This is a genomic window from Pseudomonas sp. GM49, from assembly GCF_000282355.1.
GTDB lineage: Bacteria > Pseudomonadota > Gammaproteobacteria > Pseudomonadales > Pseudomonadaceae > Aquipseudomonas.
In genome coordinates, this window is the sequence record NZ_AKJL01000001.1 from 23,246 (window position 1) to 45,240 (window position 21,995).

The following is a 21,995-nucleotide window of genomic DNA, read 5'->3' on the forward strand; positions in this document are numbered from 1 at the left end:
ATCGCTAATAGAAAGCTGCCAAAAAGAAGTGAACCACCATCATGGGTAGAGTTGTTGCTGCTGCGGTTTATAGCGCCGGTAAAAGAGTCACCAATATCACCCTCGACGAAGGCGCCGCCTGGGCTGCAAAGCCCGGACACTTTGTCTGGATTGGCCTCGAAGAGCCGAACGCCGAGGAACTCTACAACCTGCAACGCCAGTTCAACCTGCACGAACTGGCCATCGAAGACGCCCTGGAAAAGCACAGCCGACCAAAGCTGGAAACTTTCGGCGATGCGCTGTTCATCGTGACGTATTCGCCCATCCGGGATGAAGGCAAACTCAAGTTCATCGAGACGCATATCTTTGCCGGCAATGGCTACATCATTACTGCGCGCAACGGTCACTCCGCGTCCTACGCCCATGTCCGACAACGCTGTGAGGCGCGTCCGCTCTTGCTTGAGCACGGGGAAGATTTCGTACTCTATGCCATCCTCGATTTCGTGATCGAAAACTACCAGCCGATGGGCGAAGCCATTCACGCGGAAATCGATGAGCTGGAAGGCAATGTGTTATGTGGCGTGTTGAATGACTACGACATCCAGAAGCTGCATGGCCTGCGTCGTGATGTTTTGCGCTTGCGTCGTTATGTGGCACCGATGATTGAGATAGGAGAGGAACTGCAGAGGCTGAGTTTCCCGTTCATCGACAAGAACATGCGGCCGTACTTTCGCGATGTGCAGATTCATGTGACGCGGCAGATGGAAGACCTGACGACCCTGGCGGATATTGCCAGCCAGACGATTGAGGTCGGGGTGCTGCTGGAGGCCTCTCGCCAGAGCGTGGTGCAGCGCAAGTTTGCGGCCTGGGCCGCGATCTTGGCCTTCCCGACGGCGGTGGCGGGGATCTACGGGATGAACTTCCAGAACATGCCGGAGCTGAACTGGCACTACGGGTACTTCGGGGTGCTGGGGTTTATTACGGTGGGTTGTCTGGGGTTGTGGGCGAGTTTCAAAAAGTCGGGGTGGCTGTAGGAGCGAGCCTGCCCGCGAAAAACCTGAGAGCACCGTGGGCTGTCAGGTTTGGCGCGTTATCGTTCACGACCATCGCGAGCAGGGCTCGCTCCTACAGGTTTAAACAGCTTCCGGCTTGTGCGCGACAAACCGCATCATCCATTCGGCAACCGTGGTGCCGTGGTGTTCCTGCTCCAGGCTCGCAATGCCTTTGGAGTAGACCTGCTCACCCAGTGCCTGCTGGCGAATCTCCAGCAGGGCGCGGGAGTAGTCGTGGATGAACTCCGGATGCCCCTGGAAGCACAGCACCTGATCGTTGATGTGGTAGGCGGCATACGGGCAGAAATCGCTGGAAGCGATGACCGTGGCGTTCTCCGGCAGCGTCGTGACCTGATCCTGGTGGCTGATCAGCAACGTCAGTTCTTCGCGCACCGGGCTCATCCATGGCGCCCTGGCGGCCATTTTGTACTTGTGCGTGCCGACGCCCCAGCCCTGGGTGGCGCGCTCGCTCTTGCCACCGAGCAGCAGAGCCAGCAACTGATGGCCGAAGCAGACGCCCAACAACTTGTCGCCGCGCTCGTAGCGGGTCAGCAGATATTTCTTGAGGGTTTCGATCCACGGGTCGGTGCCGAAGGAGTCAGCCTTGCTGCCCGTCACCAGGTAGGCGTCGAACTCCAGGTCGTCACTTGGGTATTCCCCCTGCACCACGTTGTAGACCGTGAACTCGGCGGCAATCGGCTGCTGCGAAAACAGGTGTTTGAACATCTGCCCGTAGCCCTGATATTGGTCAACCAATTCCGGACGCAGGTGGTCGGTTTCCAGAATGCAGATGCGTAACGACATAAAAAATACCTGACACGTGATGGGAATAATGCACACCCCAGAGCCTGCCTCGAAACACCGTGACAAGGCAAGCCCCGAAATACGTCATCGCCCCCTTAGAACGTCTCCCCTTTGGCCGCCTTCTCCAGCAGCAAGGCGGGCGGCGCGAACCGCTCGCCATATTGCTTGGCCAGATACTGGGCGCGGGCGACAAAGTCCTGCACGCCGTACTGGTTGATGAACTGCAGCGCACCACCGGTCCAGGCGGCGAAACCGATACCGAAGATCGAGCCAACGTTGGCATCCGCCGTCGAGGTCAACACGCCCTCCTCCACGCAACGCACGGTTTCGATGGCCTGCACGAACAGCAGGCGATCACGCACATCCTTCGGCGAAATCTGCCCGTCGGTTTTCTCGAAGCGGGTTTTCAACTCAGGCCACAGGTGTTTCTGGCCGCCCGCCGGATACTCGTAGAAACCTCCACCGGCAGCCTTGCCCGGACGCTTGAACTCATTGAGCAGCACGTCAATTACGGTAAATGCCGGGTGCTCTATCAGCGGTTTACCTTCTGCTTGCAAGTCCTTGGCCGTTTGCAGACGGATATGGCTCATCAGGCTGAGGGAAACTTCGTCAGAGATCGCCAGCGGTCCTACAGGCATGCCGGCTTTGCGTGCTTCAGTCTCGATCATCGCCGCGTTGACGCCTTCGCCCAGCATGGCGATGCCTTCGTTGGTGAAGGTGCCGAACACCCGCGACGTGAAGAAACCGCGGCTGTCGTTGACCACAATCGGGGTTTTCCTGATTTGCAGGACGTAATCGAACCCGCGGGCCAAGGTTTCGTCGCTGGTATTGGCGCCCTTGATGATTTCCACCAGCGGCATTTTTTCCACGGGGCTGAAAAAATGCAGGCCGATGAACTTGCTCTGGTCGGGCACGGCGCACGCCAGACCACTGATCGGCAAGGTCGAGGTGTTGGAAGCGATCACCGCGTCCGCGCCGACGACCTTCTGCGCTGCCAATGAGACCTTGGCCTTCAAATCACGATCCTCGAACACGGCCTCGATGATCAGGTCGCAACCGGCCAGGTCGGCATCGCTTTCGCTGGTTTGAATGCGGGCCAGAACGCTATCACGCTGTTCGATGCTCATTTGTCCGCGAGCGACTTTCTTGTCCAGCAGCGCCGCCGAATGCGCCTTGCCCTTCTCTGCCGCAGCGAGGTTGATGTCCTTGAGCACCACATCGATCCCCGCCGATGCACTGACAAACGCGATACCGGCGCCCATCATTCCGGCACCGAGCACGCCGACCTTGCGGGTGACATAAGGCGCAAAACCTTGAGGCCGCGAGCCACCGGCATTGATTTCATTGAGCTGGAACCAGAACGTGCCTATCAGGTTTTTCGAAATCTGGCCGGTGGTCAACTCGGTGAAGTAGCGGGTTTCGATCAGGTGCGCGGTATCGAAATCCACCTGGGCGCCCTCGACTGCCGCGCACAGGATCTTCTCCGGCGCGGGCATCGTGCCCTGGGTTTTGCTGCGCAGGATCGACGGTGCAATCGCCAGCATCTGCGCAACTTTCGGGTTAGACGGTGTGCCGCCCGGTATCTGGTAGCCCTTCACGTCCCAGCGCTGCACCGCCGCCGGATTGGCGAGAATCCACGCCCGCGCCTTGGCCAACAGGTCTTCGTGATCGGTCGCCAGCGCGTCGATCAATCCTGCCTGCAACGCCTGTTGCGGCCGCAACCTCTTGCCTTCAAGCAGATAAGGCAGGGCTTTTTCCAGGCCGAGCATACGCACCATGCGCACCACGCCTCCGCCGCCTGGCAGCAGGCCGAGAGTGACTTCCGGCAGGCCGAGTTGCACCGACGGGTTGTCCAGCGCCACGCGATGATGGCAGGCCAGGCAGATCTCCCAGCCGCCGCCCAATGCGGCGCCATTGATCGCGGCAACCACTGGCTTGCCGAGGGTTTCCAGAGTGCGCAACTGGCCCTTGAGGCTCAGCACCATGTCGTAGAAGGCTTTCGCCTGGGGCTTGCCGACCTTGATCAGTTCATTGAGGTCGCCGCCCGCGAAGAAAGTCTTCTTGGCCGAGGTGATGATCACACCGGCGATGCTGTCCTTGTCGGCCACCAGCCGCGCAACACAGTCCGCCATGGCTTCGCGGTACACCGCGTTCATGGTGTTGGCGCTCTGGCCGGGCAGGTCGATGGTCAGGACGACGATCTGGTCCTGGTCTTTTTCGTAACGAATGGCTTCGTTCATAACTGGGTTCCTTGATGTCCGGGCTCAGAGGCGTTCGATGATGGTGGCAATGCCCATGCCGCCGCCGACACACAGGGTCGCGAGGCCATAGCGCAGGCGCCGGGCTTCCAGTTCATCCAGCAGCGTGCCGAGAATGGCGCACCCGGTGGCGCCCAACGGGTGGCCCATGGCGATTGAGCCGCCGTTGACATTGACCTTGTCCGGATCGACGGCCATGTCCTTGATGAACTTCAACACCACCGAAGCGAACGCCTCGTTGACCTCGAACAGATCGATGTCTTCGACCCGCAGCCCGGCCTTGGCCAACGCCTTGCGGGTCGCCGGCGCGGGGCCGGTGAGCATGATGGTCGGATCGGTGCTGGTGACTGCCGTGGCGACAATCCGTGCCCGTGGCTGCAAGCCCAGCGCGCGGCCCTTGGCTTCGGAGCCGATGAGCATCAGCGCCGCGCCATCGACAATCCCGGAGCTGTTGCCGGGGGTGTGCACATGGTTGATCCGCTCGACATGGCTGTAGACCCGCAGCGCGGTGGCATCGAAGCCCATCTGCCCCATCATCTCGAAACTCGGCTTGAGTTTGCCCAGGCCTTCCAGGGTCGAATCGGCGCGGATGAACTCATCGTGATCGAGCAGAATGATGCCGTTCTGGTCCTGCACCGGCACCAGCGACTTGTTGAACGAACCGTCGGCCCGCGCCCGCGCGGCCTTTTGCTGGGAATGCAGGGCGTAGGCATCGACGTCCTGACGGCTGAAGCCCTCAAGGGTGGCGATCAGGTCGGCGCCCACGCCCTGTGGCGTGAAGTGACTGTGCAGGTTGGTCGCCGGGTCCAGCGCCCAGGCCCCGCCATCGCTGCCCATCGGCACCCGGGACATCGACTCGACGCCGCCGACCACCACCAGGTCTTCGAAGCCGGAGCGCACCTTCATCGCACCGAGGTTCACGGCCTCCAGCCCTGAAGCGCAGAAACGGTTGATCTGTACCCCCGCCACACTGACATCCCAATCGGCCACCTGAGCGGCGGTCTTGGCGATGTCGGAACCTTGATCGCCAATCGGCGTCACGCAGCCGAGCACCACATCATCGACCTGGCTGGTGTCCAGCGCCGTGCGCTGTTGCAGCGCGGTGAGCAAACCGGCCACCAGGTTCACCGGTTTAACGCTGTGCAAGGCACCATCGGCCTTGCCTTTGCCACGGGGCGTGCGTAACGCGTCGAAAATCAATGCTTGGGTCATGACGTCCTCGAACCGCAGTGCAGGTGGGTAAATACCGAGTGCTCACTCTTGGCCCGACTCACGTTTGATTCAATGACCGCAGCGCTCACAGACGTTGACGCTCACGCTCAGACGAACGGTAGTCAGCTACCGGATTAACCGATTCAGGACACCAAGCTGTCTAGCCAACGGGCGGCAAAGAAGCTGGCAATAGGCCTCATGCCTTTTTTAAAGCGAATCGCAACAACACCATACGAAATGGATCTAAAGCAAGCGCGGTGCGGCCTCTAAGGTGAACTTGTACGAAGTTGTCGTCGGGTTTTGCCGAGGCGCTCGTCACTACAGGAAGTGCAACGCGCTGCCATCATGGAGATATGCAGGCAGGCATCAGGAAATAACAAAAAAGGCGGTCAAGCCATGTTCAAACAATCGAAAGTACGTCAAGCCGGGCTCATCCTTTTCGCCACCACGCTGTTGTTGATATTGCCGAACCTGACCAAGGTGATCGGCTAGTCGCGTCTAAAAGATACGGCGTCACGGTTTTTGAATTGCCACTATCAAAATGTGACTGGCCCGCTACCCGGGCCAGCGTGGCTGTGCCAATCTTTGCGGCACTTCCACAACATGGACGGCGATCACTTGAAAATGCTCATTCTGCTCGGGGCCCTGCTGTTCGGCTCGCCCCTGTATGCCGCACAGCTGAACCTGGAGCTGGGCGCGGAGAGTCGCACCTGGCAGACCGAGGAACTGCTCAAGCATCCTCAAGTCCAGACCATCGACATCAGCAACGACGTTTCCTACAAGCGGGACATGAGTTACCGCGCAGTGCCTCTGTCCGCACTGCTGACCGGCATCAAGCCTGACGACCACCTGCAAGCCGTGGCCCTGGATGGCTTTGCCGCCGAAATGGCTGCGGCGCCGTTGCTCAATACCCAGGGTGCCCGGGCCTGGCTGGCGATTGAAGACCCGGCCAAACCGTGGCCACCGCTGTCAGAAGGCAAACCCGGCGCCGGGCCGTTCTATCTGGTCTGGACCCATCCGCAGGCCGGCAACATCAGCCCCGAACAATGGCCGTTCCAGGTGGCGAGCATCAAACGCCTGGCGCCCGTGGCCCAGCGCTTCCCTGCCCTGCTGCCCGACCCGGCCTTGAAGGCGGATGATCCGGTGAACAAGGGTTTTGCGCTGTTCCAGAAAAACTGCCTGGCGTGTCATCGACTCAACGGTGCCGGGGACGCGCAGTTCGGGCCGGACCTGAATATTCCGTACAACCCGACCGAGTACTTCGGCGCGGACTTCCTCAAGCGCTACATCCGCGATCCACAGAGCTTGCGCCAGTGGCCGCAGGCGAAGATGCCCGGGTTCTCGGCCGAGGTGTTGCCGGATGGAGATCTGGGGATGTTAGTGGGGTATTTGCAGCATATGGTTGGGCGCAAGATTCAGCACTAGCACTGACACGATCCCTGTGGGAGCGAGCTTGCTCGCGATAGCGGTGTGTCAGTCACAGTAGTATCGACTGAAAGGTCGCCATCGCGAGCAAGCTCGCTCCCACAGGATTTTGCAGGCCTCTGGTTATTGCTGCTGCACCGAAATCACCGGCGCTGGCGTCGGTGACACCAGCACCTTGGCATGCATCTGCTCACACCCGCCGCCCCGGCGCATGCCCCGTACCGGGCAGGCATCCAGGTAATCCAGGCCCACCGCCAGTTTCAGGTGACGTTCCGGTCGGGCCAGTTCGTTGGTCACGTCGAAGCTGTACCAGGCGTCATCCAGCCAGGCTTCGGCCCAGGCGTGGCTGGCCAGGTGTTCGCTGTTTTCGCTGTACAGATAACCCGACACATAACGCGCAGGAATGCCCAGGCTGCGGGTACAGGCAAGAAACGCGTGGGTGTGGTCCTGACACACGCCGGAACGCCCGGCAAAGGCCTGAGCCGCGCTGGTGTCCACTTCCGTGGAGCCCGGCGTGTAGGTCATATGCTGGTTGAGCCCATGCATCAGATCAATCAGTGCCGTGCGATCGCGGCGTTGCTTGCATTCCTTCTCGGCGAACGCACGCAGGGCGGCGTCAGCTTCAGTCAAACGGGTGAAACGCAGAAACGGCAGTGCCGACTGGCTCTCGTGTTCGGCCTCACGCATTTCGTCGATATCGACCTGGCCACGGGCGCCGATGATGATCGCCTCGTGGGGCTCGTCCATGGTCAGCACATGCAGGATGTTGCCGAACGGATCGAGTTGCGCCCGCACCGGACGCGGCAGGTCGAGCTGCCAGCTGAGCACGTGCTGGCGCTCGCTGTCGTGGGGCGTCAGTCGCAGGTACTGGATGCTCGCCCGCACCTTGTCTTCGTAGTGATAGGTGGTCTCGTGGCTAATGGAAAGTCTCATGCGGCCTCCAGATAAGAACTGTGAATCGCGTTACCCAACTGGCGCACCAGCGGGATGAACTCGGTCAGCCAGGCGTGCAGGCCTTCTTCGAGAATTTCATGGATGCCGGTGTAGCGCAGGCGTGCGTCCATTTCTGCCGCCAGGCGCTGTGCGGGACGACCGTTGGCCCCCGGCAATTGCGCGAGGATCTGGTCGATTTCTTCAGTGCAGGCGCGCAATGAACGGGGCACATCGGCCCGCAGCAACAGCAGTTCGGCAACATGCCGGGCGCCCGGGGCGTCGCGGTAGATTTCCGTGTAGGCCTCGAACGACGACAACGCCCGCAACAACGCGCTCCACTGGTAATACGCGTGAGCGGTGCCATCACTGACCGCCTCGGCCTGGTCGCCGGCCATTTCGTAGCGGGCATCGAGCAGGCGCAAGGTGTTGTCCGCCCGTTCGATAAAGGTCCCCAGACGAATGAAGCGAAACGCATCGTTACGCATGATGGTGCCGTAGGACGCGCCCCGGAACAGGTGGGAACGTTCCTTGATCCACTCGCAGAAACGGCTCATGCCATAGCGACTGAGGCCCTGTTCGGCGATACCGCGAATTTCCAGCCAGGTGGCGTTGATGTTTTCCCACATGTCGGCGGTGATGCGCCCACGCACCGCATGGGCGCTGGCCCGTGCGGCACCGAGGCAGCTGTAGATGCTCGCCGGGTTGGCCGCATCCAGGGCGAAGAAATGCAGCAGCCGTTCGGCATGCAGTTCGCCATGGCGCTCCAGGTAATCGTCCAGGGTGCCGGTAATCAACAGCGGCATGGCCAGCTCGTGCAAACCGTCGCCACGACCGTCTTGCGGCATCAGCGACAGCGAATAACTGATGTCGAGCATCCGTGCGAGGTTTTCCGCCCGCTCCAGGTAACGCGACATCCAATACAAATCCGAGGCAGTTCTACTTAACATGACAGGCTTCCTTTAATCCTCGACCACCCAGGTGTCCTTGGTTCCGCCGCCCTGGGAGGAATTGACCACCAGGGAGCCTTCGCGCAGGGCGACACGGGTCAAACCGCCGGGCACGACCCGGGTTTCGCGGCCCGACAAGACAAACGGCCGCAAGTCGATGTGGCGCGGCGCGATGCCGTTTTCGACAAAGGTCGGACAGGTCGACAGTGAGAGCGTCGGTTGCGCGATGTAGGCATGGGGCTTGGCGATGATCCGCGCACGGAAGGCTTCGATTTCCGCCGCCGTCGCCGCCGGCCCCACCAGCATTCCGTACCCGCCGGAGCCTTGGGTTTCCTTGACCACCAGTTCTGGAAGATTGGCCAGCACGTGGGAAAGTTCAGACGGGTTACGGCATTGCCAGGTCGGCACGTTCTTCAGGATCGGCTCCTCATCGAGGTAGAAACGGATCATGTCGGTGACGAACGGATACACCGATTTGTCGTCCGCCACCCCCGTGCCGATGGCATTGGCCAGCACCACGTTGCCGGAACGGTAGGACGACAGCAGCCCCGGCACGCCAAGCATCGACTCCGGGTTGAAAGCCAGCGGATCGAGGAAGGCATCATCGAGGCGACGATAAATCACGTCGACCGCTTTCGGCCCGTCAGTGGTGCGCATGTAGACCTTGTCGTCACGCACGAACAGGTCTGCGCCCTCCACCAGTTCCACGCCCATTTCCCGTGCCAGGAACGCATGCTCGAAGAACGCACTGTTGAAGCGTCCTGGTGTCAGCACCACCACGCTCGGGTTATCGATCGGGCTTGAACTTTTCAGGGTGTCGAGCAGCAGGTTCGGGTAGTGGTCGATGGGGGCAATGCGTTGCGCCGCGAACAGCTCGGGGAACAGGCGCATCATCATCTTGCGGTCTTCGAGCATGTAACTGACGCCGCTCGGTGTACGCAGATTGTCTTCGAGCACGTAATACGTGCCGTCACCGTCGCGCACCAGATCGACACCGGAAATGTGCGAATAGATATCGCGGTGCAGATCCAGGCCCTGCATTGCCAACTGATACTGCTCGTTGGCCAGCACCTGCTCGGCCGGAATGATGCCGGCCTTGATGATGCGCTGCTCGTGATAGAGATCGGCGAGGAACATGTTCAACGCCTTGACTCGCTGGATGCAGCCGCGCTCGACAATCCGCCATTCGCTGGCGGGGATGCTGCGCGGGATGGTATCGAATGGAATCAGGCGCTCTGTGCCCTGCTCGTCCCCGTAGAGCGTGAAGGTAATCCCGGCGCGATGAAACAGCAGATCGGCCTCGCGTCGCCGTTGTGCCAGAAGCTCGTCAGGCGTCTCGGCCAGCCAACGGGCAAACTCCCGATAATGCGGGCGGACCTGGCCGCCGACATCGTACATCTCATCAAAATAGGTGCGGATCATGCCGTACTCCTTGTCACTCGGACGTCCAGACCTTCGCAAGGCCCGTGCCATCGGCATAAACGCTTAAATTTCAATCGGTTGGATAATCAAGACGCACTCACCGCACCAATCCTGTGCGACAAATGCCCCAACCTGATTGCCCCCGCTTCATTGCAAGGCGTAGTGGTCGCCTATCACCAGCATAGCCAGAGTTGATTTCACTGCCCGGCAACGGGTGCGGAAAATCCGGGCATTCGCTGAAAAGCTCACCGGACTTCCCTTTTAGCCGCCTGCCCAGGCGGCTTTTTTTTGCCGATGTTCAATGCCCACAAATGAAAACGGCCAACCCGAAGGTCAGCCGTCGTTGCCAATTGTCACTGTTCATAAGGTTATGCGAGTCGCCCTCGTACCTCCTGTTTCACACCCCAGCCTTCGATAATGCCGCCCAACGGCTCGACCACCGCTTCGAAACCCTGTTCGAAGTCGCCGATGTCGTCGTAGGTGGCATACATGACTTTGCTCAACTCCAGCGCCCAGGCGCCGTCGTCGCGCACACTGACTTGCGCATTCAGGGATTCACCACGGTGGAAATGACCTGCCGCCCTGCGTGCCCGCTCCTCGTCCGGGAAAATGGCGTAGAACTCGATGGGATGAAACCGTGAAAAGTCAAAACCGCCTTCTTTCATGCGGCGCAGCACGCTGCTGCTGATGTCTTCTTGATAGGCTGTGCTCATGAAACGTCCTCCTCAAAACGATGGATAGACTTTCCGTACTCCCTCACCCGCAACCGAACAGCGCGAGCGACGGCAACCAATGAGCCGGCGGGAAACAAGCATGGAGCTGACAAGACCAGACCTTAGCGATTCAATCGCTGATCTCGCTTGCAGAGTAGCCTCAAGATAGAGCCTCTGCCAAGGTCTGGATGTGAATGCCACAGGTGTCGTTCAGATTGGAGAAATACCGAGGATTTCAATGCTGTTCTGGAACTTGAGTTCTTTGACGCACGCATCGGCGGTCCGCCCCTCCAGATCGTTCAGATCCAGTTCGGCGACGACAGGAAGAAACCGGGCCTTGATGAGCTTGGCGGCGCGCTCGTTGTCCGGGCGCTCGATGCACTCAAAGACCTCGTCGACGGTTTCGCCATGATCATCCACGAAAGTGACCTTCCACTTTTGCATTGCAGCCTCCTCGATAAAACCCATGGATGGGCTTACATCTATCTCGACCTTGTTAGCTGGCTAATTGTTCCGCCGCAATTCAGTGTGGGAGCGGGCTTGCTCGCTCCCACAGGTTTGGTGCGTGGACTGAAAGATCAGTCGTTGCTTGGCTTGTTCACTGCCTGCAATACGTATTGCGGCAGGGCGAAGGCGCCGATGTGAATTTCAGGATTGTAGTAGCGGGTGACGATGCCGCTGCCCGTAAAGCGCTGTTGCAGGGTTTCGCGGGACAACTTGCGATAAGCGGTATTGGTGGCGCCCCAGGCGAAGGTCATCGAGCCGCCGATGTAGGTCGGCACGGCGGCCTGGTAGAAGTGCCAGTCCGGGAACAGGCTGCGCAGGCGACCGGCGGTAGTCTTTACTTCTTCGATCTGCATGAACGGCGTGCCGTTCTGGGTCACCAGGATGCCGCCTTCGTTCAGGCAACGGTGGCAGGCCTGGTAGAAGTTTTCCGAGAACAGCACTTCGCCCGGCCCGATCGGGTCGGTGGAGTCGGAAATGATCACGTCGAATTTTTCAGTGGTGGTGGCGACAAAACGCATGCCGTCGTCGATTACCAGGTTCAGGCGTGGATCATCGAATGCACCCTTGGAGTGGTTCGGCAGGAATTCCTTGCACATGTCGACCACGGTGCCGTCGATCTCGACCATGGTGATGTGCTCGACACTGCGGTGCTTGGCCACTTCACGCAACATGCCGCCATCGCCGCCGCCGATGATCAACACGCGCCTGGCGGTGCCATGGGCGAGGATCGGCACGTGGGTGAGCATTTCGTGGTAGATGAATTCGTCGGCTTCGGTGGTCTGGATTACGCCGTCCAGCGCCATCACCCGGCCCATGCGCGGGTTTTCGAAGATCACCAGGTGCTGGTGTTCGGTGCGCACTTCGTGCAGCAGTTTTTCCATGCGAAAACGCTGGCCGTAGCCTTCGTAGAGGGTTTCCAGGTAGTCGCTGGTCGGGGTGTTGCTCATGGGAAGTGCTCCGATGAATGCGGGTGGCAACGGACGGTTACCCGCCCATGATGGCCATTCGATCGTCTCGATTGACCGGGAAAGGCGCGCATTCTACGTCGCGGAAGATGACAGGTCGAACCTCTTGATCAGTTCGCCTCAATCCTTGTGGGAGCGGGCTTGCCCGCGATGCAGGCGCTGCGGTCTGTCAGAGACACCGCGGCGATATCATCGCGGGCAAGCCCGCTCCCACAAGGTCGGTGTTGTTTGTGGGAAATCCGTCAGAACTTGACATTGCCCCGCGGCCCGGCGATGGCCCAGATGATCAGCCCCAGCACCGGCAACAGTGCGATCAACAGCACCCAGAGGATTTTCATCCCGGTCTCGGCGCTACTTTTGAACACATTGATGATGGCCCAGATATCCAGGGCAAAAATGATCAAGGCAACCAGGCTGTTGAACGTGGAACCCATGGTGACGCTCCTGAAGAGTGATTTGCCCCCTCAGGATAGACGGTCGTCGCGAGGATTCCTTTTTATTGACAGTGTTTGGATCAGACGTGGATCGCCACTTTCAGGGCTTCCAGGGATGGCGAGGCCGCGATGCCGACTTCGGTGCACAATTCCAGCACCCGTGGCACGTCATTGCCGTAGACCAGGACCACCTGCAATTCGTCATCGAGCAACTGGCTGAAGTTCATCAGCGTGTAGCCACCGTTTTCCTTGTTCATGCTGCTCATCTGCACCTGGATGCGGTTGAGCGCGGTCAGGGCTTCGGTCTTGGCCAGTTGCTTGGGCTTGAGATTGAACTCCACCCCCGGGCCGAACGAAGCGACGATCTGGGCGAACAGGTCCATGTAGGTGTCAGCCTGGAACAGCACCGTTTCCGGCAGACTGCCGACCACCACCCACTCACCCAGCGGGATCGGGAAGGTTTCGTCGTAGTTGATGTCCGGATTGGCTTTCAGGAAAGCATCCTGATCGGCGTAGGCCTGGGCCGCTTCGTCCGCGACCTTGAGGATTTCGTCTTCGCCCATGCACCCGGAGCTGATTTTGCTGATGAGTTCGACGAGTGCGGCTTTCATGGGGCGGATCCTGTAGCGAGGTGAATTTTGAGGGCGCGAAGGATACCGCATAAAGCAGACGCTGCGGACCTTGTGGCGAGGGGGCTTGCCCCCGTTCGGCTGCGAAGCAGTCGTGAACCCGGCAGCCGCGGTGGACCTGGATAATCGCAGTCGCAGGTATCAGGGCCGCTTCGCGACCCAACGGGGGCAAGCCCCCTCACCACAAAAGCCCCCTCGCCACAGGGTTCAACGTCAGCCCAGCAGTTTTTCCAGCTGCGCAACCGTATCGGCAGCCCCCATGGTCCTGGCAGCTTCCAGCGCGGTGATGCCATTGGCGTCCTTGGCTTTCGGGTCGGCGCCCTTGCTGATCAGGTAATCGACCACTTCGACGCGATTGAACATCGCCGCCATCATCAGCGCCGTGCGGCCATCGAAGGACGAACCTTCAACCTGCGCGCCGCCGTCGACCAAGGCCTTGATCACCGCCAGGTCGCCCTTGAAGGCGGCGCCGGCAATCGGGCTCTGGCCGTTGTCATTGCGGATCTCCGGGTCGGCCTTGTGCTCCAGCAGGACTTTGACCGTATCCACATGACCGTGATACGCGGCCAGCATCAGCAAGGTATCGCCCTTGTGGTTACGCAGGTTCGGCGGCAAACCCTTGGTCAACAGCGCAGCCATCATCGCCGCATCGCCCTCCCGAGCCTTGTTGAATACCTGTTCGGTGAATTCGGCGGCTTCTTCGGGGGTCATCTGGCGGCTTTTGTCTGACATTGGGCACTCCAATTTCTGTCATTCGTAAAAGCCGACAGTTTCCCGAGCACTCCCGGCACTGTCACTTGTTTTTTCTCATGGACCGCCATAGCCAGATTCAATAGCGGTACTTGCCGCCGTGAATATCAGACAACAACTGCTCCGTGACCTGCACGTAAGTCTGGGTCCCCGGCAGCCAGGCATAGATCGGGTCATCACCGGTTTTGCCCGGGTCGAAGGCCTCGTCCTTGAGTCGGGTCTTCTGATATTTGAAAGTCCCGGTGGTTTCCATTTTCACTTTCACCCGCAGGAACAACGGCACAGCATAGGCGGGCATTTGCTCACGGGCGAAGGCCAGCAGTTCGCTGAAGTCCAGGGTTGCCAGGGATTCGGCGGGAGTGATCGCCGCCATCCCGGCCCGGCCATTGGTGTTGCGGATTTCCACGCCATAGGCCACGGCTTCGGAAATATGCGGGTGTTGCAGGAGGATGTTTTCAACCTCCGTGGTCGAGACGTTTTCGCCCTTCCAGCGGTAGGTGTCACCCAGGCGGTCGACAAACTGCGCATGACCAAAGCCGATGTTGCGCAACAGGTCGCCGGTGTTGAAGTAGCGGTCGCCCTGCTCGAACACATCGTGGAGCACGACCCTGGCGGTTTTCTGCGGATCGGTGTAGCCGTCCAGCGGTGCCTTGTCGTCGATTTTTGCTAGCAACAACCCCTGCTCTCCCTTGGCGACCTTGCGCATCAGCCCATTGGCCTGACGAATCGGCGCGCCGCTGTCGTGGTCGTATGCGACCAGCTCCCAGCGCATCAGGGAAAAACCGATGGTGTTGTCGAAATTCAGAATGTTGGTGAACCCGATATTGCCGTCGCTGGCGGCGTACAGCTCGCAGATGTGATTCACCGCAAAGCGGGTCTTGAACTCTTTCCAGGCGCCGGGACGCAAGCCGTTGCCGATCATTTTCTTCACGTCGTGCCGGTTGTCGTCGGCGCTGGGCGGTTGATCGACCAGGTAGCGGCACAGTTCTCCGACATAACCGATGGTGGTCGCCCGGTATTTGCGCACGTCGTTCCAGAACTGACTGGCGCTGAACTTGCGGCGGATGGCGAACCCGCTGGCACCACTGACGGCCGAACCCCAGCACACGCAAAGCCCCGTGGCGTGGTACAGCGGCAAGGTGCAATAGACGATATCGTCCGCACGCATGTCCAGGGCGATCATGCCGAAACTCGCAGAGCTGCGCATCCAGCGACCGTGCTTGAACACGCCAGCCTTGGGCAGCCCCGTGGTGCCCGAGGTGTAGATATAAAAGCAGGGATCGTCGAAGAAAATCTGCTGGCTGCTGGCCGGGTTGTCGCTGGCGTCGTCGAGACTGACGGTCATCAGGTTGATGAAACCTTCAGGCGCGATGCCCGGTTGGCGAGAGGTGTCCTGATCGGCGACGAACCAGGTGCGCTCGGCCTTGATCGACACCCGGTCACGAACCGCCAGGTACACCGGGACCAACTCCTCCCCGACAATGATCGCCGCCGGCGCCACCAGATTCACACTGTGCACCAGGGTGTCGCGGGTCTGTGAGGTATTGAGCAACGCGCTGATCGCGCCGACCTTGGCCACCGCCAGAATCGTCACCAGCAGTTCGGGGCGGTTCTCGATGAAGACCGCTACCACATCACCCTTGCCGATGCCTTGGCCGCTCAAGTGATGGGCGATGCGGTTGGCCCATTGATTGACCTCGGAATAACTGAGCGTTACGTCGCCTTGCAACAACGCCGGGCCATCCGGGTTGCGCAACGTGGCTTGCTCGAAACTCCAGCCCAAACCACACGCCTGGGTCGGGTCCTTGACGTTGGCGACCTTCATGCCCTTGACCACCCGGGGGATGGCTTTGGCAATGGAAGGCAGCTTGCGGAGCATCATGCCCCAGGTAATCGTGTCGTTCGACGTGCGGCTCATGATGCTCCCGTTCGATCTTTTTATTGTCGGGCTGCGATGACTGAATCCGAAAATACGTCAACGGTTCTTGAGCTGTACACGCGGTTTTTGAAATGTTTTGTATCTACGATCTTGATCCGCGATCTTGATCCGCAACAACGGTGTGAAAATTCGTGATCTCACCCACGCCAATTGGTTCCATCGAGTCGCCGACGTACCTGCAAAATGCAGGATGCACGATGGCCATTCATGCAGATTGCACGAAAGCAAAAATCACTGAAAACCGTAACATATTGTTTTTGCTCAATATTATTCAGCTGAAATGAATGGCACAAAGGCTGCAACAGTCTCTCCATGCTTGCCATTCAAATCATCATGGAGCTGAACGACATGAGCCTTATCCAGGAAAAATTTTCGTCCTTATTCTCCAACTTCGCAGTCACTACCCAAGAGCGCCCTGACGGTGGGATCCTGCTGACCCTGGACGGCGGCGAAGGCAAAGTGTTCAAGCGCTCGATTTCCTACCAGCAGTTGCACAATGGCGATCAACTGTCGTGGGTCATCAGTGCGATTCGCCGCGACCTCGCTGAACAAGCCAGTGAGCTGCCGCAGATTTCCATGCTGCAGAGCCAGCAACGGTTTGCCCTGCCGACCTATCACACGCTGTAAATAAAATTGCCGGAAAAACACTGTGGGAGCGACGGTGCGAGCAAGCTCGCTCCCACAGGTTTTGAGGCGTTTAGAAACTAGCGGGATTTATCCGCGCAAAGCTGTCCACGGTGACATGCCCTGCCAGTTCCCCGCCCTCACGGGCCAATCCACAGGTGGCCATCCCCGCCGCACGCGCCGCATCCAGCTCTTCGACGATGTCGGACAGGAACAGAATCTGCCCCGCCTCGATGTTGATCGCCTGGGTGATGTTGGCGTAGGACTGCGCCTCGCGCTTAGGCCCTGACGTCGTATCGAAATAGCCGCTGAACAACGGCGTCAGGTCCCCCGCCTCGGAGCAACCGAAGATCAGCCGCTGGGCCTGGATCGAGCCGGACGAATAAACAAAAAGTTGATAACCGGCCTGATGCCAGTCTTTGAGCGCCTCAACGGCGTCCGGGTACACATGCCCCTTCAACTGCCCGGCTTGATAGCCCTGCTCCCAGACCATGCCCTGCAACGCTTTCAACGGCGTGGCCTTGCGGTCTTCGGCAATCCAGCCCAGCAGGATCTCGATGACCCGTTCGACATCGGCATTCGGCTCGTTGCTGTCACGGCGTACGGCGGCCAGCTGTTCAGCTACGTCAGCGCGCTCGGCCTGCTGACGAACGAACTCCGGCAGATGTTTGGCGGCATAGGGAAACAGCACGTCGAACACAAAACTCACCGCGCTGGTGGTGCCTTCGATATCGGTGAGAATCGCTTTGATCGGCATCGACTCAGTCCTCAAGACGCGGAAATTGGCTGGCGATGTCTTCACCGGTGAAATTGGCCACCCAGCCTTCCGGGTTGTTGAACAAGCGAATCGCAATGAAGTGCGGATGCTCGCCCATGTCGAACCAGTGTTTGGTACCCGCAGGCACCGAGATCAGGTCGTTTTTCTCGCACAGCACCGCGTAGACATAATCGTCGATGTGCAGGGTAAACAGGCCGCGCCCGGCGACGAAAAATCGTACTTCGTCTTCACCATGGCGGTGTTCGTTGAGGAACTTGGCGCGCAATTCGGCTTTTTGCGGGTGGTCGCTGTTGAGGCTGATCACGTCGACGGTGATGTAACCGCGTTCGGTCATCAGCTGGTCGATTTGCGCCTGATAGGCAGCAATCACTTCATCCTGGCTCGCGCCCGGCTGGAGCTTGGTGGCGGCCTGCCAACGGTCGAAGCGCACGCCTTGTTCGGCCAGGGTCGAGGCGATGTCTTCGAAATGGGTCAGCACCTTGTTGGGAATTTCAGGGCTGGAGACGTGATAAACGGACAGGCTGCTCATCAGGGCAACTCCTTAACGGTTCATGCTTTAAGGTTCAAGAGCGAGCGCATCTTCAACTCGCACTCGAACAAAAATTCAAAGGCCTCGATCTGCCGCAGGGCATCGCTCATGTGCGCGCCCCAGGTGTAGAGGCCATGGCCGCGGATCAGGTAGCCGACGCAATCGGGATGGGCGTCAAGCCAAGGCTGCACCTTGGCGGCCAGGCGCGCAATGTCCTGGTCGTTGTCGAAAATCGGCACGCGCACCCGGGATTCGTGGGTCGTCACACCGCTGAAGGCCTTTTGCAGTTCGTAGTCTTCGAAATCGATGAAGTCTTGCGGTGTCAGGCGCGACAGCACGGTGGCATTCACCGAGTGGGTGTGCAGCACGGCACCGATCTCTGGGCGCCAGCTGTAGAGCTGGGTGTGCAGCAGGGTTTCGGCGGACGGCTTCTTGCCCGGTTCCAGGCTGTTGCCCGACAGGTCGGTGGCCAGCACATCGTCCATGCCGAGTTGCCCCTTGTGCTTGCCGGACACGGTCAGCAAGGCTTCGGTCGGTGACAAGCGGGTCGAGTAATTGCTGCTGGTGGCCGGCGACCAACCGCGGCCATACAGAAAACGCCCGGCGTCGATGATTTCCTGGGCGAAGTGTTCACGGGTAAGGCTCATGGCCTGTCCTCTTGCATACATGTGGCAATGATAACGGCAGCCGCGACGGCTGCGAGGCTGGCAATACTAAAGGTCAATGCGGCGCCAAGGGCGTTCCAGCTGTAACCGGCGTACAACGCGCCCAATGCGCCACCGGTGCCGGCCAGAGCGGCATACAGCGCCTGACCCTGGCCTTGCTGGCGCGCGCCGAAACTACGTTGCACGAATTGAATGGCAGCGGCGTGAAAACTGCCGAACGTCGCTGCGTGCAGCACCTGGGCAAACAACAGAACCCACAGAAATTCCGCGAGCGTGCCCAGCAACAGCCAACGCAACGCCGCCAGCAGAAAACTGGCCATCAGCACCCGGCGCAGCGAGACGCGCGCGAGGATCCGGCTCATGGCCAGAAACATCAGGACTTCGGCAACCACGCCGACCGCCCAGAGCATGCCGATCACGCCGCGGCTGTAACCCAGTCGCTCAAGGTGCAGCGTTAAAAACGTGTAATACGGCCCGTGGCTCATCTGCATCAGCGCCACGCAGGCGTAAAACGCCAATACGCCGGGGTTGCGCAGTTGCTTGAGAAATCCCTCCCCCGCCACCCGGTTGCCCGGCGCCGGTTGAGCGTTCGGCACCCACAGGCTGCTGAGCACAATACCGGCCAGGATCAGTACCAGCGCCGCCGGGTAAATGTCGAGGCTCAGCCATTCGAACAACCGCCCCAGCGCGACCACGGTGATGATGAAACCGATCGAGCCCCACAGGCGAATCTGGCTGTAGCGCGAAGTCTGCCCTTGCAAGTGCGCCAGGGTGATGACTTCGAACTGCGGCAACACCGCGTGCCAGAAGAACGCATGCAAGGCCATGACCATCGCCAGCCAGGCGTAGGTCTTGCTGACGAAAATCAGCGAGAACGTCAGCAATGTGCACACTGCGCCGAAGCGCACGATGGCCAGCCGCCGGCCGGTGTAGTCGCCCAGCCAGCCCCAGATGTTCGGCGCCACGCAACGCATCAGCATCGGGATCGCCACCAGTTCGCCGATGCGCGCAGCACTGAACCCGAGGTGATCGAAGTACAGCGCCAGAAACGGCGCTGTCGAACCGAGCAAGGCGAAATAGAACAGATAGAAACTGGAGAGCCGCCAGTACGGGAGCGCCGCCACGCCGGTCAAACCGCAGCGGCTGCAAGGTCAGCCATTAAAGCTGACCCAGCACCGGCGTGCTCACACGCACATCGGCGTTCTGCCCACGGTGACGCAGCAGGTGATCCATCAGCACGATGGCCATCATCGCTTCGGCAATCGGCGTGGCGCGGATGCCGACGCACGGGTCGTGACGCCCCTTGGTGATCACTTCCACCGGGTTGCCATGGATGTCGATGGAACGGCCCGGCGTGGTGATGCTCGACGTCGGCTTCAGCGCCAGGTGCGCAACGATTGGCTGACCGGAGGAAATACCGCCGAGAATGCCGCCCGCGTTATTGCTGAGGAAACCTTCCGGGGTCATTTCATCGCGATGCTCGGTGCCGCGCTGGGCGACGCTGGCGAAACCGGCGCCGATTTCCACGCCCTTGACCGCGTTGATGCTCATCAGCGCATGGGCCAGTTCGGCGTCGAGACGGTCGAAGATCGGTTCGCCCAGGCCTGGCATCACGCCTTCGGCGACCACGGTGATCTTCGCGCCGACCGAATCCTGGTCGCGGCGCAACTGGTCCATGTAGGCTTCCAGTTCCGGCACCTTGTCCGGGTCCGGGCTGAAGAAAGCGTTCTGCTCGACCGATTCCCAGGTCTTGAACGGGATTTCAATCGGCCCGAGCTGGCTCATGTAGCCACGAATGACAATGCCCTGGCTGGCCAGGTATTTTTTCGCAATCGCACCGGCCGCGACGCGCATCGCGGTTTCGCGGGCCGAACTGCGACCGCCGCCGCGGTAGTCGCGCTCGCCGTACTTGTGGTGGTAGGTGTAGTCGGCGTGGGCCGGGCGGAACAGGTCCTTGATCGCCGAGTAGTCCTTGGACTTCTGGTCGGTGTTGCGGATCAACAGGCCGATGGAACAGCCGGTGGTACGCCCTTCGAACACGCCGGAGAGGATTTCGACTTCGTCGGCTTCCTGGCGCTGGGTGGTGTGGCGGCTGGTGCCGGGTTTGCGGCGATCCAGGTCACGCTGCAGATCCTCCAGGGATATCTCCAGGCCCGGTGGGCAGCCATCGACAATGGCGACCAACGCCGGACCATGGCTTTCGCCCGCGGTGGTGACAGTGAACAGCTTGCCGTAGGTATTGCCGGACATGCAGGACGCTCCGTGAAATGAACCTGAATACGTAATGCGCGCCAGTATACGCAGGCTACCCAAGTAGTTCATCCTCGAACCTTATGGGTGCCTGTGAGTCCAACCGGCACCTTCTTGATGATGGCGCGATGATGCTGCGAGTTCTAGCCTTGAGCCTTACCCTGATTTCCGGCTTCGCCCAGGCGACTGTCCTGCAACGACCGATCACATTGGATACAGGCACTGGCGAGCTTTTCGGCTCGCTGTTGCTGCCCAAATCCGACAATCGAGTACCGGTTGTCCTGATCATTTCCGGCTCCGGCCCTACGGATCGTGACGGAAACAACACCGACGGCGGGCGCAATGACAGCCTCAAGCGCCTGGCCTGGGTGCTGGCCAAACACAACATTGCCAGCGTGCGTTACGACAAACGTGGCGTGGCCGCGAGCCTGGCCGCGACCCCGGACGAACGCAACTTGACGGTAGAGGCTTATGTGTCCGATGCCCAAGCCTGGGGCCGGAAGCTCAAGACCGATCCGCGCTTCGGCAAACTGATTGTGCTGGGTCACAGCGAGGGCGCCTTGATCGCCAGCCTTGCTGCGCCGGGCATCGATGCCGACGCGGTGATTTCTGTTTCGGGTAGCGCAAGACCGGTGGATCAGGTCATTCGCGAGCAACTGGGCAATCGCCTGCCGCCACCGCTGATGCTGCGCAGCAATGAATTGCTCGACAGCCTCAAGGCCGGGAAACCCGACGACAATGTGCCGCCACCCTTGCAGGCGATTTTCCGTCCGAGCGTACAGCCTTATCTGATTTCCCTGTTCCGCCAGGACCCGGCCGCGGCATTTGCCAAGCTGAAGATGCCAGCGCTGATCATCCAGGGCAGCAACGACATCCAGGTTGGCGTCAATGACGCAAGGCTGCTCAAGGCGGCCAAACCGGACGCCGAACTGGCGCTGATCGAGGGCATGAACCACGTCATGCGCATCGTGCCCAACGACGTCAAACGCCAGATGGCTTCCTATAAAGACCCGCAGTTGCCCCTGGCGGCGGAACTGGGCACGCGAATCCTCGGGTTTATCGACGGACTTCGCACCAGTTAAGCGCTGCCGGGGGCGTTCTCAACCAGTTTTCACGGCGTGAAAATGGTTGAGAACGCCCCCGGCCCTCCAGTCTTGAAAAAAACGGCCGATAAGCCTTT

At 60.1% G+C, this 21,995-nt stretch carries 22 protein-coding genes; 4 read left to right on the plus strand and 18 right to left on the minus strand.

Annotation, left to right across the window (positions count from 1 at the left end; genetic code table 11):
• Positions 1 to 41 precede the first annotated feature (41 nt).
• A complete protein-coding gene (locus PMI29_RS29610; protein WP_007993054.1) occupies positions 42 to 1,013 on the plus strand; it encodes a magnesium and cobalt transport protein CorA in 972 nt (323 codons plus the stop codon).
• A 99-nt stretch (positions 1,014 to 1,112) separates the two neighbouring features.
• Here the strand turns inward: PMI29_RS29610 and PMI29_RS29605 are convergent, their stop codons facing one another.
• The 3 genes from PMI29_RS29605 to PMI29_RS29595 all read right to left on the minus strand — a co-directional run bounded on the left by PMI29_RS29605 (position 1,113) and on the right by PMI29_RS29595 (position 5,305).
• Positions 1,113 to 1,835 (minus strand): amidotransferase, encoded by a 723-nt coding sequence (locus PMI29_RS29605; RefSeq protein ID WP_007993055.1) that lies wholly within the window; start codon positions 1,833 to 1,835, stop codon positions 1,113 to 1,115.
• Positions 1,836 to 1,930: 95 nt separating this feature from the next.
• A complete protein-coding gene (locus tag PMI29_RS29600) occupies positions 1,931 to 4,075 on the minus strand; it encodes a 3-hydroxyacyl-CoA dehydrogenase NAD-binding domain-containing protein (RefSeq protein ID WP_007993057.1) in 2,145 nt (714 codons plus the stop codon).
• A gap of 24 nt (positions 4,076 to 4,099) precedes the next feature.
• On the minus strand, positions 4,100 to 5,305 hold the full coding sequence (locus PMI29_RS29595) for an acetyl-CoA C-acetyltransferase (RefSeq protein ID WP_007993058.1): 1,206 nt from the start codon (positions 5,303 to 5,305) through the stop codon (positions 4,100 to 4,102).
• 603 nt (positions 5,306 to 5,908) lie between these two features.
• On the opposite strand from PMI29_RS29595, the gene PMI29_RS29590 reads away from it, so the two are divergent.
• Positions 5,909 to 6,730: a c-type cytochrome gene (locus PMI29_RS29590; protein WP_007993059.1), complete on the plus strand. Its 822-nt coding sequence runs from the start codon at positions 5,909 to 5,911 to the stop codon at positions 6,728 to 6,730.
• A 123-nt stretch (positions 6,731 to 6,853) separates the two neighbouring features.
• Here PMI29_RS29590 and PMI29_RS29585 read toward each other — a convergent pair whose 3' ends face one another.
• From PMI29_RS29585 to PMI29_RS29540, 10 genes are all read right to left on the minus strand, one after another.
• Positions 6,854 to 7,663, minus strand: coding sequence for a transglutaminase family protein (locus tag PMI29_RS29585; RefSeq protein WP_007988084.1), 810 nt, complete (start codon positions 7,661 to 7,663; stop codon positions 6,854 to 6,856).
• A complete protein-coding gene (locus tag PMI29_RS29580; protein WP_007971901.1) occupies positions 7,660 to 8,610 on the minus strand; it encodes an alpha-E domain-containing protein in 951 nt (316 codons plus the stop codon). The genes PMI29_RS29585 and PMI29_RS29580 overlap by 4 nt, the downstream gene beginning before the upstream one ends.
• 12 nt (positions 8,611 to 8,622) lie before the next feature.
• The gene (locus PMI29_RS29575; RefSeq protein WP_007993061.1) at positions 8,623 to 10,032 is read right to left on the minus strand and encodes a circularly permuted type 2 ATP-grasp protein; all 1,410 of its coding nucleotides are present in this window, start codon (positions 10,030 to 10,032) and stop codon (positions 8,623 to 8,625) included.
• Between the two features lie 368 nt (positions 10,033 to 10,400).
• Positions 10,401 to 10,745, minus strand: a complete 345-nt coding sequence (locus PMI29_RS29570; protein ID WP_007988090.1) for a ribonuclease E inhibitor RraB — start codon at positions 10,743 to 10,745, stop codon at positions 10,401 to 10,403.
• A 210-nt stretch (positions 10,746 to 10,955) separates the two neighbouring features.
• On the minus strand, positions 10,956 to 11,189 hold the full coding sequence (locus PMI29_RS29565) for a hypothetical protein (protein ID WP_007993063.1): 234 nt from the start codon (positions 11,187 to 11,189) through the stop codon (positions 10,956 to 10,958).
• A 134-nt stretch (positions 11,190 to 11,323) separates the two neighbouring features.
• Positions 11,324 to 12,199 carry a polyamine aminopropyltransferase gene (gene speE / locus PMI29_RS29560; protein ID WP_007993064.1) on the minus strand — a complete coding sequence of 292 codons (876 nt, stop codon included), beginning with the start codon at positions 12,197 to 12,199 and terminating at the stop codon, positions 11,324 to 11,326.
• A 260-nt stretch (positions 12,200 to 12,459) separates the two neighbouring features.
• Entirely contained in the window at positions 12,460 to 12,651 is a 192-nt protein-coding gene (locus tag PMI29_RS29555) for a PLD nuclease N-terminal domain-containing protein (protein ID WP_007993066.1), read from the minus strand.
• A gap of 80 nt (positions 12,652 to 12,731) precedes the next feature.
• Complete coding sequence (locus PMI29_RS29550; protein ID WP_007993067.1) at positions 12,732 to 13,262, minus strand: hypothetical protein; 531 nt, start codon at positions 13,260 to 13,262, stop codon at positions 12,732 to 12,734.
• A gap of 231 nt (positions 13,263 to 13,493) precedes the next feature.
• Complete coding sequence (locus PMI29_RS29545; protein ID WP_007993068.1) at positions 13,494 to 14,012, minus strand: ankyrin repeat domain-containing protein; 519 nt, start codon at positions 14,010 to 14,012, stop codon at positions 13,494 to 13,496.
• Between the two features lie 97 nt (positions 14,013 to 14,109).
• Positions 14,110 to 15,948, minus strand: a complete 1,839-nt coding sequence (locus PMI29_RS29540; protein WP_007993069.1) for a long-chain-acyl-CoA synthetase — start codon at positions 15,946 to 15,948, stop codon at positions 14,110 to 14,112.
• A 369-nt stretch (positions 15,949 to 16,317) separates the two neighbouring features.
• Between PMI29_RS29540 and PMI29_RS29535 the strand changes: the two genes are divergently transcribed.
• A complete protein-coding gene (locus PMI29_RS29535) occupies positions 16,318 to 16,596 on the plus strand; it encodes a DUF3509 domain-containing protein (RefSeq protein ID WP_007993070.1) in 279 nt (92 codons plus the stop codon).
• 70 nt (positions 16,597 to 16,666) lie between these two features.
• Here PMI29_RS29535 and mtnC read toward each other — a convergent pair whose 3' ends face one another.
• Genes mtnC through aroC form a run of 5 tightly spaced genes read right to left on the minus strand, consistent with a single transcriptional unit; the run spans position 16,667 to position 20,815 of the window.
• The gene (gene mtnC, locus PMI29_RS29530) at positions 16,667 to 17,350 is read right to left on the minus strand and encodes an acireductone synthase (protein WP_007993071.1); all 684 of its coding nucleotides are present in this window, start codon (positions 17,348 to 17,350) and stop codon (positions 16,667 to 16,669) included.
• A 4-nt stretch (positions 17,351 to 17,354) separates the two neighbouring features.
• Positions 17,355 to 17,900 carry a 1,2-dihydroxy-3-keto-5-methylthiopentene dioxygenase gene (locus tag PMI29_RS29525; RefSeq protein WP_007988110.1) on the minus strand — a complete coding sequence of 182 codons (546 nt, stop codon included), beginning with the start codon at positions 17,898 to 17,900 and terminating at the stop codon, positions 17,355 to 17,357.
• Between the two features lie 20 nt (positions 17,901 to 17,920).
• A complete protein-coding gene (locus tag PMI29_RS29520) occupies positions 17,921 to 18,547 on the minus strand; it encodes a methylthioribulose 1-phosphate dehydratase (RefSeq protein WP_007993072.1) in 627 nt (208 codons plus the stop codon).
• Positions 18,544 to 19,689: an MFS transporter gene (locus PMI29_RS29515; RefSeq protein WP_007993073.1), complete on the minus strand. Its 1,146-nt coding sequence runs from the start codon at positions 19,687 to 19,689 to the stop codon at positions 18,544 to 18,546. The genes PMI29_RS29520 and PMI29_RS29515 overlap by 4 nt, the downstream gene beginning before the upstream one ends.
• A 34-nt stretch (positions 19,690 to 19,723) precedes the next feature.
• On the minus strand, positions 19,724 to 20,815 hold the full coding sequence (gene aroC / locus PMI29_RS29510; RefSeq protein WP_007993074.1) for a chorismate synthase: 1,092 nt from the start codon (positions 20,813 to 20,815) through the stop codon (positions 19,724 to 19,726).
• Between the two features lie 83 nt (positions 20,816 to 20,898).
• Here aroC and PMI29_RS29505 point away from each other — a divergent pair, with 83 nt between their 5' ends.
• Positions 20,899 to 21,897: an alpha/beta hydrolase gene (locus PMI29_RS29505; RefSeq protein WP_007993076.1), complete on the plus strand. Its 999-nt coding sequence runs from the start codon at positions 20,899 to 20,901 to the stop codon at positions 21,895 to 21,897.
• Positions 21,898 to 21,995: the final 98 nt, after the last annotated feature.

Coding starts and splice junctions, on each gene's coding strand:
- PMI29_RS29610 (WP_007993054.1), top strand. CDS start 42: ATGGGTAGAGTTGTTGCTGCTGCGGTTTATAGCGCCGGTAAAAGAGTC.
- PMI29_RS29605 (WP_007993055.1), bottom strand. CDS start 1,835: ATGTCGTTACGCATCTGCATTCTGGAAACCGACCACCTGCGTCCGGAA.
- PMI29_RS29600 (WP_007993057.1), bottom strand. CDS start 4,075: ATGAACGAAGCCATTCGTTACGAAAAAGACCAGGACCAGATCGTCGTC.
- PMI29_RS29595 (WP_007993058.1), bottom strand. CDS start 5,305: ATGACCCAAGCATTGATTTTCGACGCGTTACGCACGCCCCGTGGCAAA.
- PMI29_RS29590 (WP_007993059.1), top strand. CDS start 5,909: ATGGACGGCGATCACTTGAAAATGCTCATTCTGCTCGGGGCCCTGCTG.
- PMI29_RS29585 (WP_007988084.1), bottom strand. CDS start 7,663: ATGAGACTTTCCATTAGCCACGAGACCACCTATCACTACGAAGACAAG.
- PMI29_RS29580 (WP_007971901.1), bottom strand. CDS start 8,610: ATGTTAAGTAGAACTGCCTCGGATTTGTATTGGATGTCGCGTTACCTG.
- PMI29_RS29575 (WP_007993061.1), bottom strand. CDS start 10,032: ATGATCCGCACCTATTTTGATGAGATGTACGATGTCGGCGGCCAGGTC.
- PMI29_RS29570 (WP_007988090.1), bottom strand. CDS start 10,745: ATGAGCACAGCCTATCAAGAAGACATCAGCAGCAGCGTGCTGCGCCGC.
- PMI29_RS29565 (WP_007993063.1), bottom strand. CDS start 11,189: ATGCAAAAGTGGAAGGTCACTTTCGTGGATGATCATGGCGAAACCGTC.
- speE (WP_007993064.1), bottom strand. CDS start 12,199: ATGAGCAACACCCCGACCAGCGACTACCTGGAAACCCTCTACGAAGGC.
- PMI29_RS29555 (WP_007993066.1), bottom strand. CDS start 12,651: ATGGGTTCCACGTTCAACAGCCTGGTTGCCTTGATCATTTTTGCCCTG.
- PMI29_RS29550 (WP_007993067.1), bottom strand. CDS start 13,262: ATGAAAGCCGCACTCGTCGAACTCATCAGCAAAATCAGCTCCGGGTGC.
- PMI29_RS29545 (WP_007993068.1), bottom strand. CDS start 14,012: ATGTCAGACAAAAGCCGCCAGATGACCCCCGAAGAAGCCGCCGAATTC.
- PMI29_RS29540 (WP_007993069.1), bottom strand. CDS start 15,948: ATGAGCCGCACGTCGAACGACACGATTACCTGGGGCATGATGCTCCGC.
- PMI29_RS29535 (WP_007993070.1), top strand. CDS start 16,318: ATGAGCCTTATCCAGGAAAAATTTTCGTCCTTATTCTCCAACTTCGCA.
- mtnC (WP_007993071.1), bottom strand. CDS start 17,350: ATGCCGATCAAAGCGATTCTCACCGATATCGAAGGCACCACCAGCGCG.
- PMI29_RS29525 (WP_007988110.1), bottom strand. CDS start 17,900: ATGAGCAGCCTGTCCGTTTATCACGTCTCCAGCCCTGAAATTCCCAAC.
- PMI29_RS29520 (WP_007993072.1), bottom strand. CDS start 18,547: ATGAGCCTTACCCGTGAACACTTCGCCCAGGAAATCATCGACGCCGGG.
- aroC (WP_007993074.1), bottom strand. CDS start 20,815: ATGTCCGGCAATACCTACGGCAAGCTGTTCACTGTCACCACCGCGGGC.
- PMI29_RS29505 (WP_007993076.1), top strand. CDS start 20,899: ATGGGTGCCTGTGAGTCCAACCGGCACCTTCTTGATGATGGCGCGATG.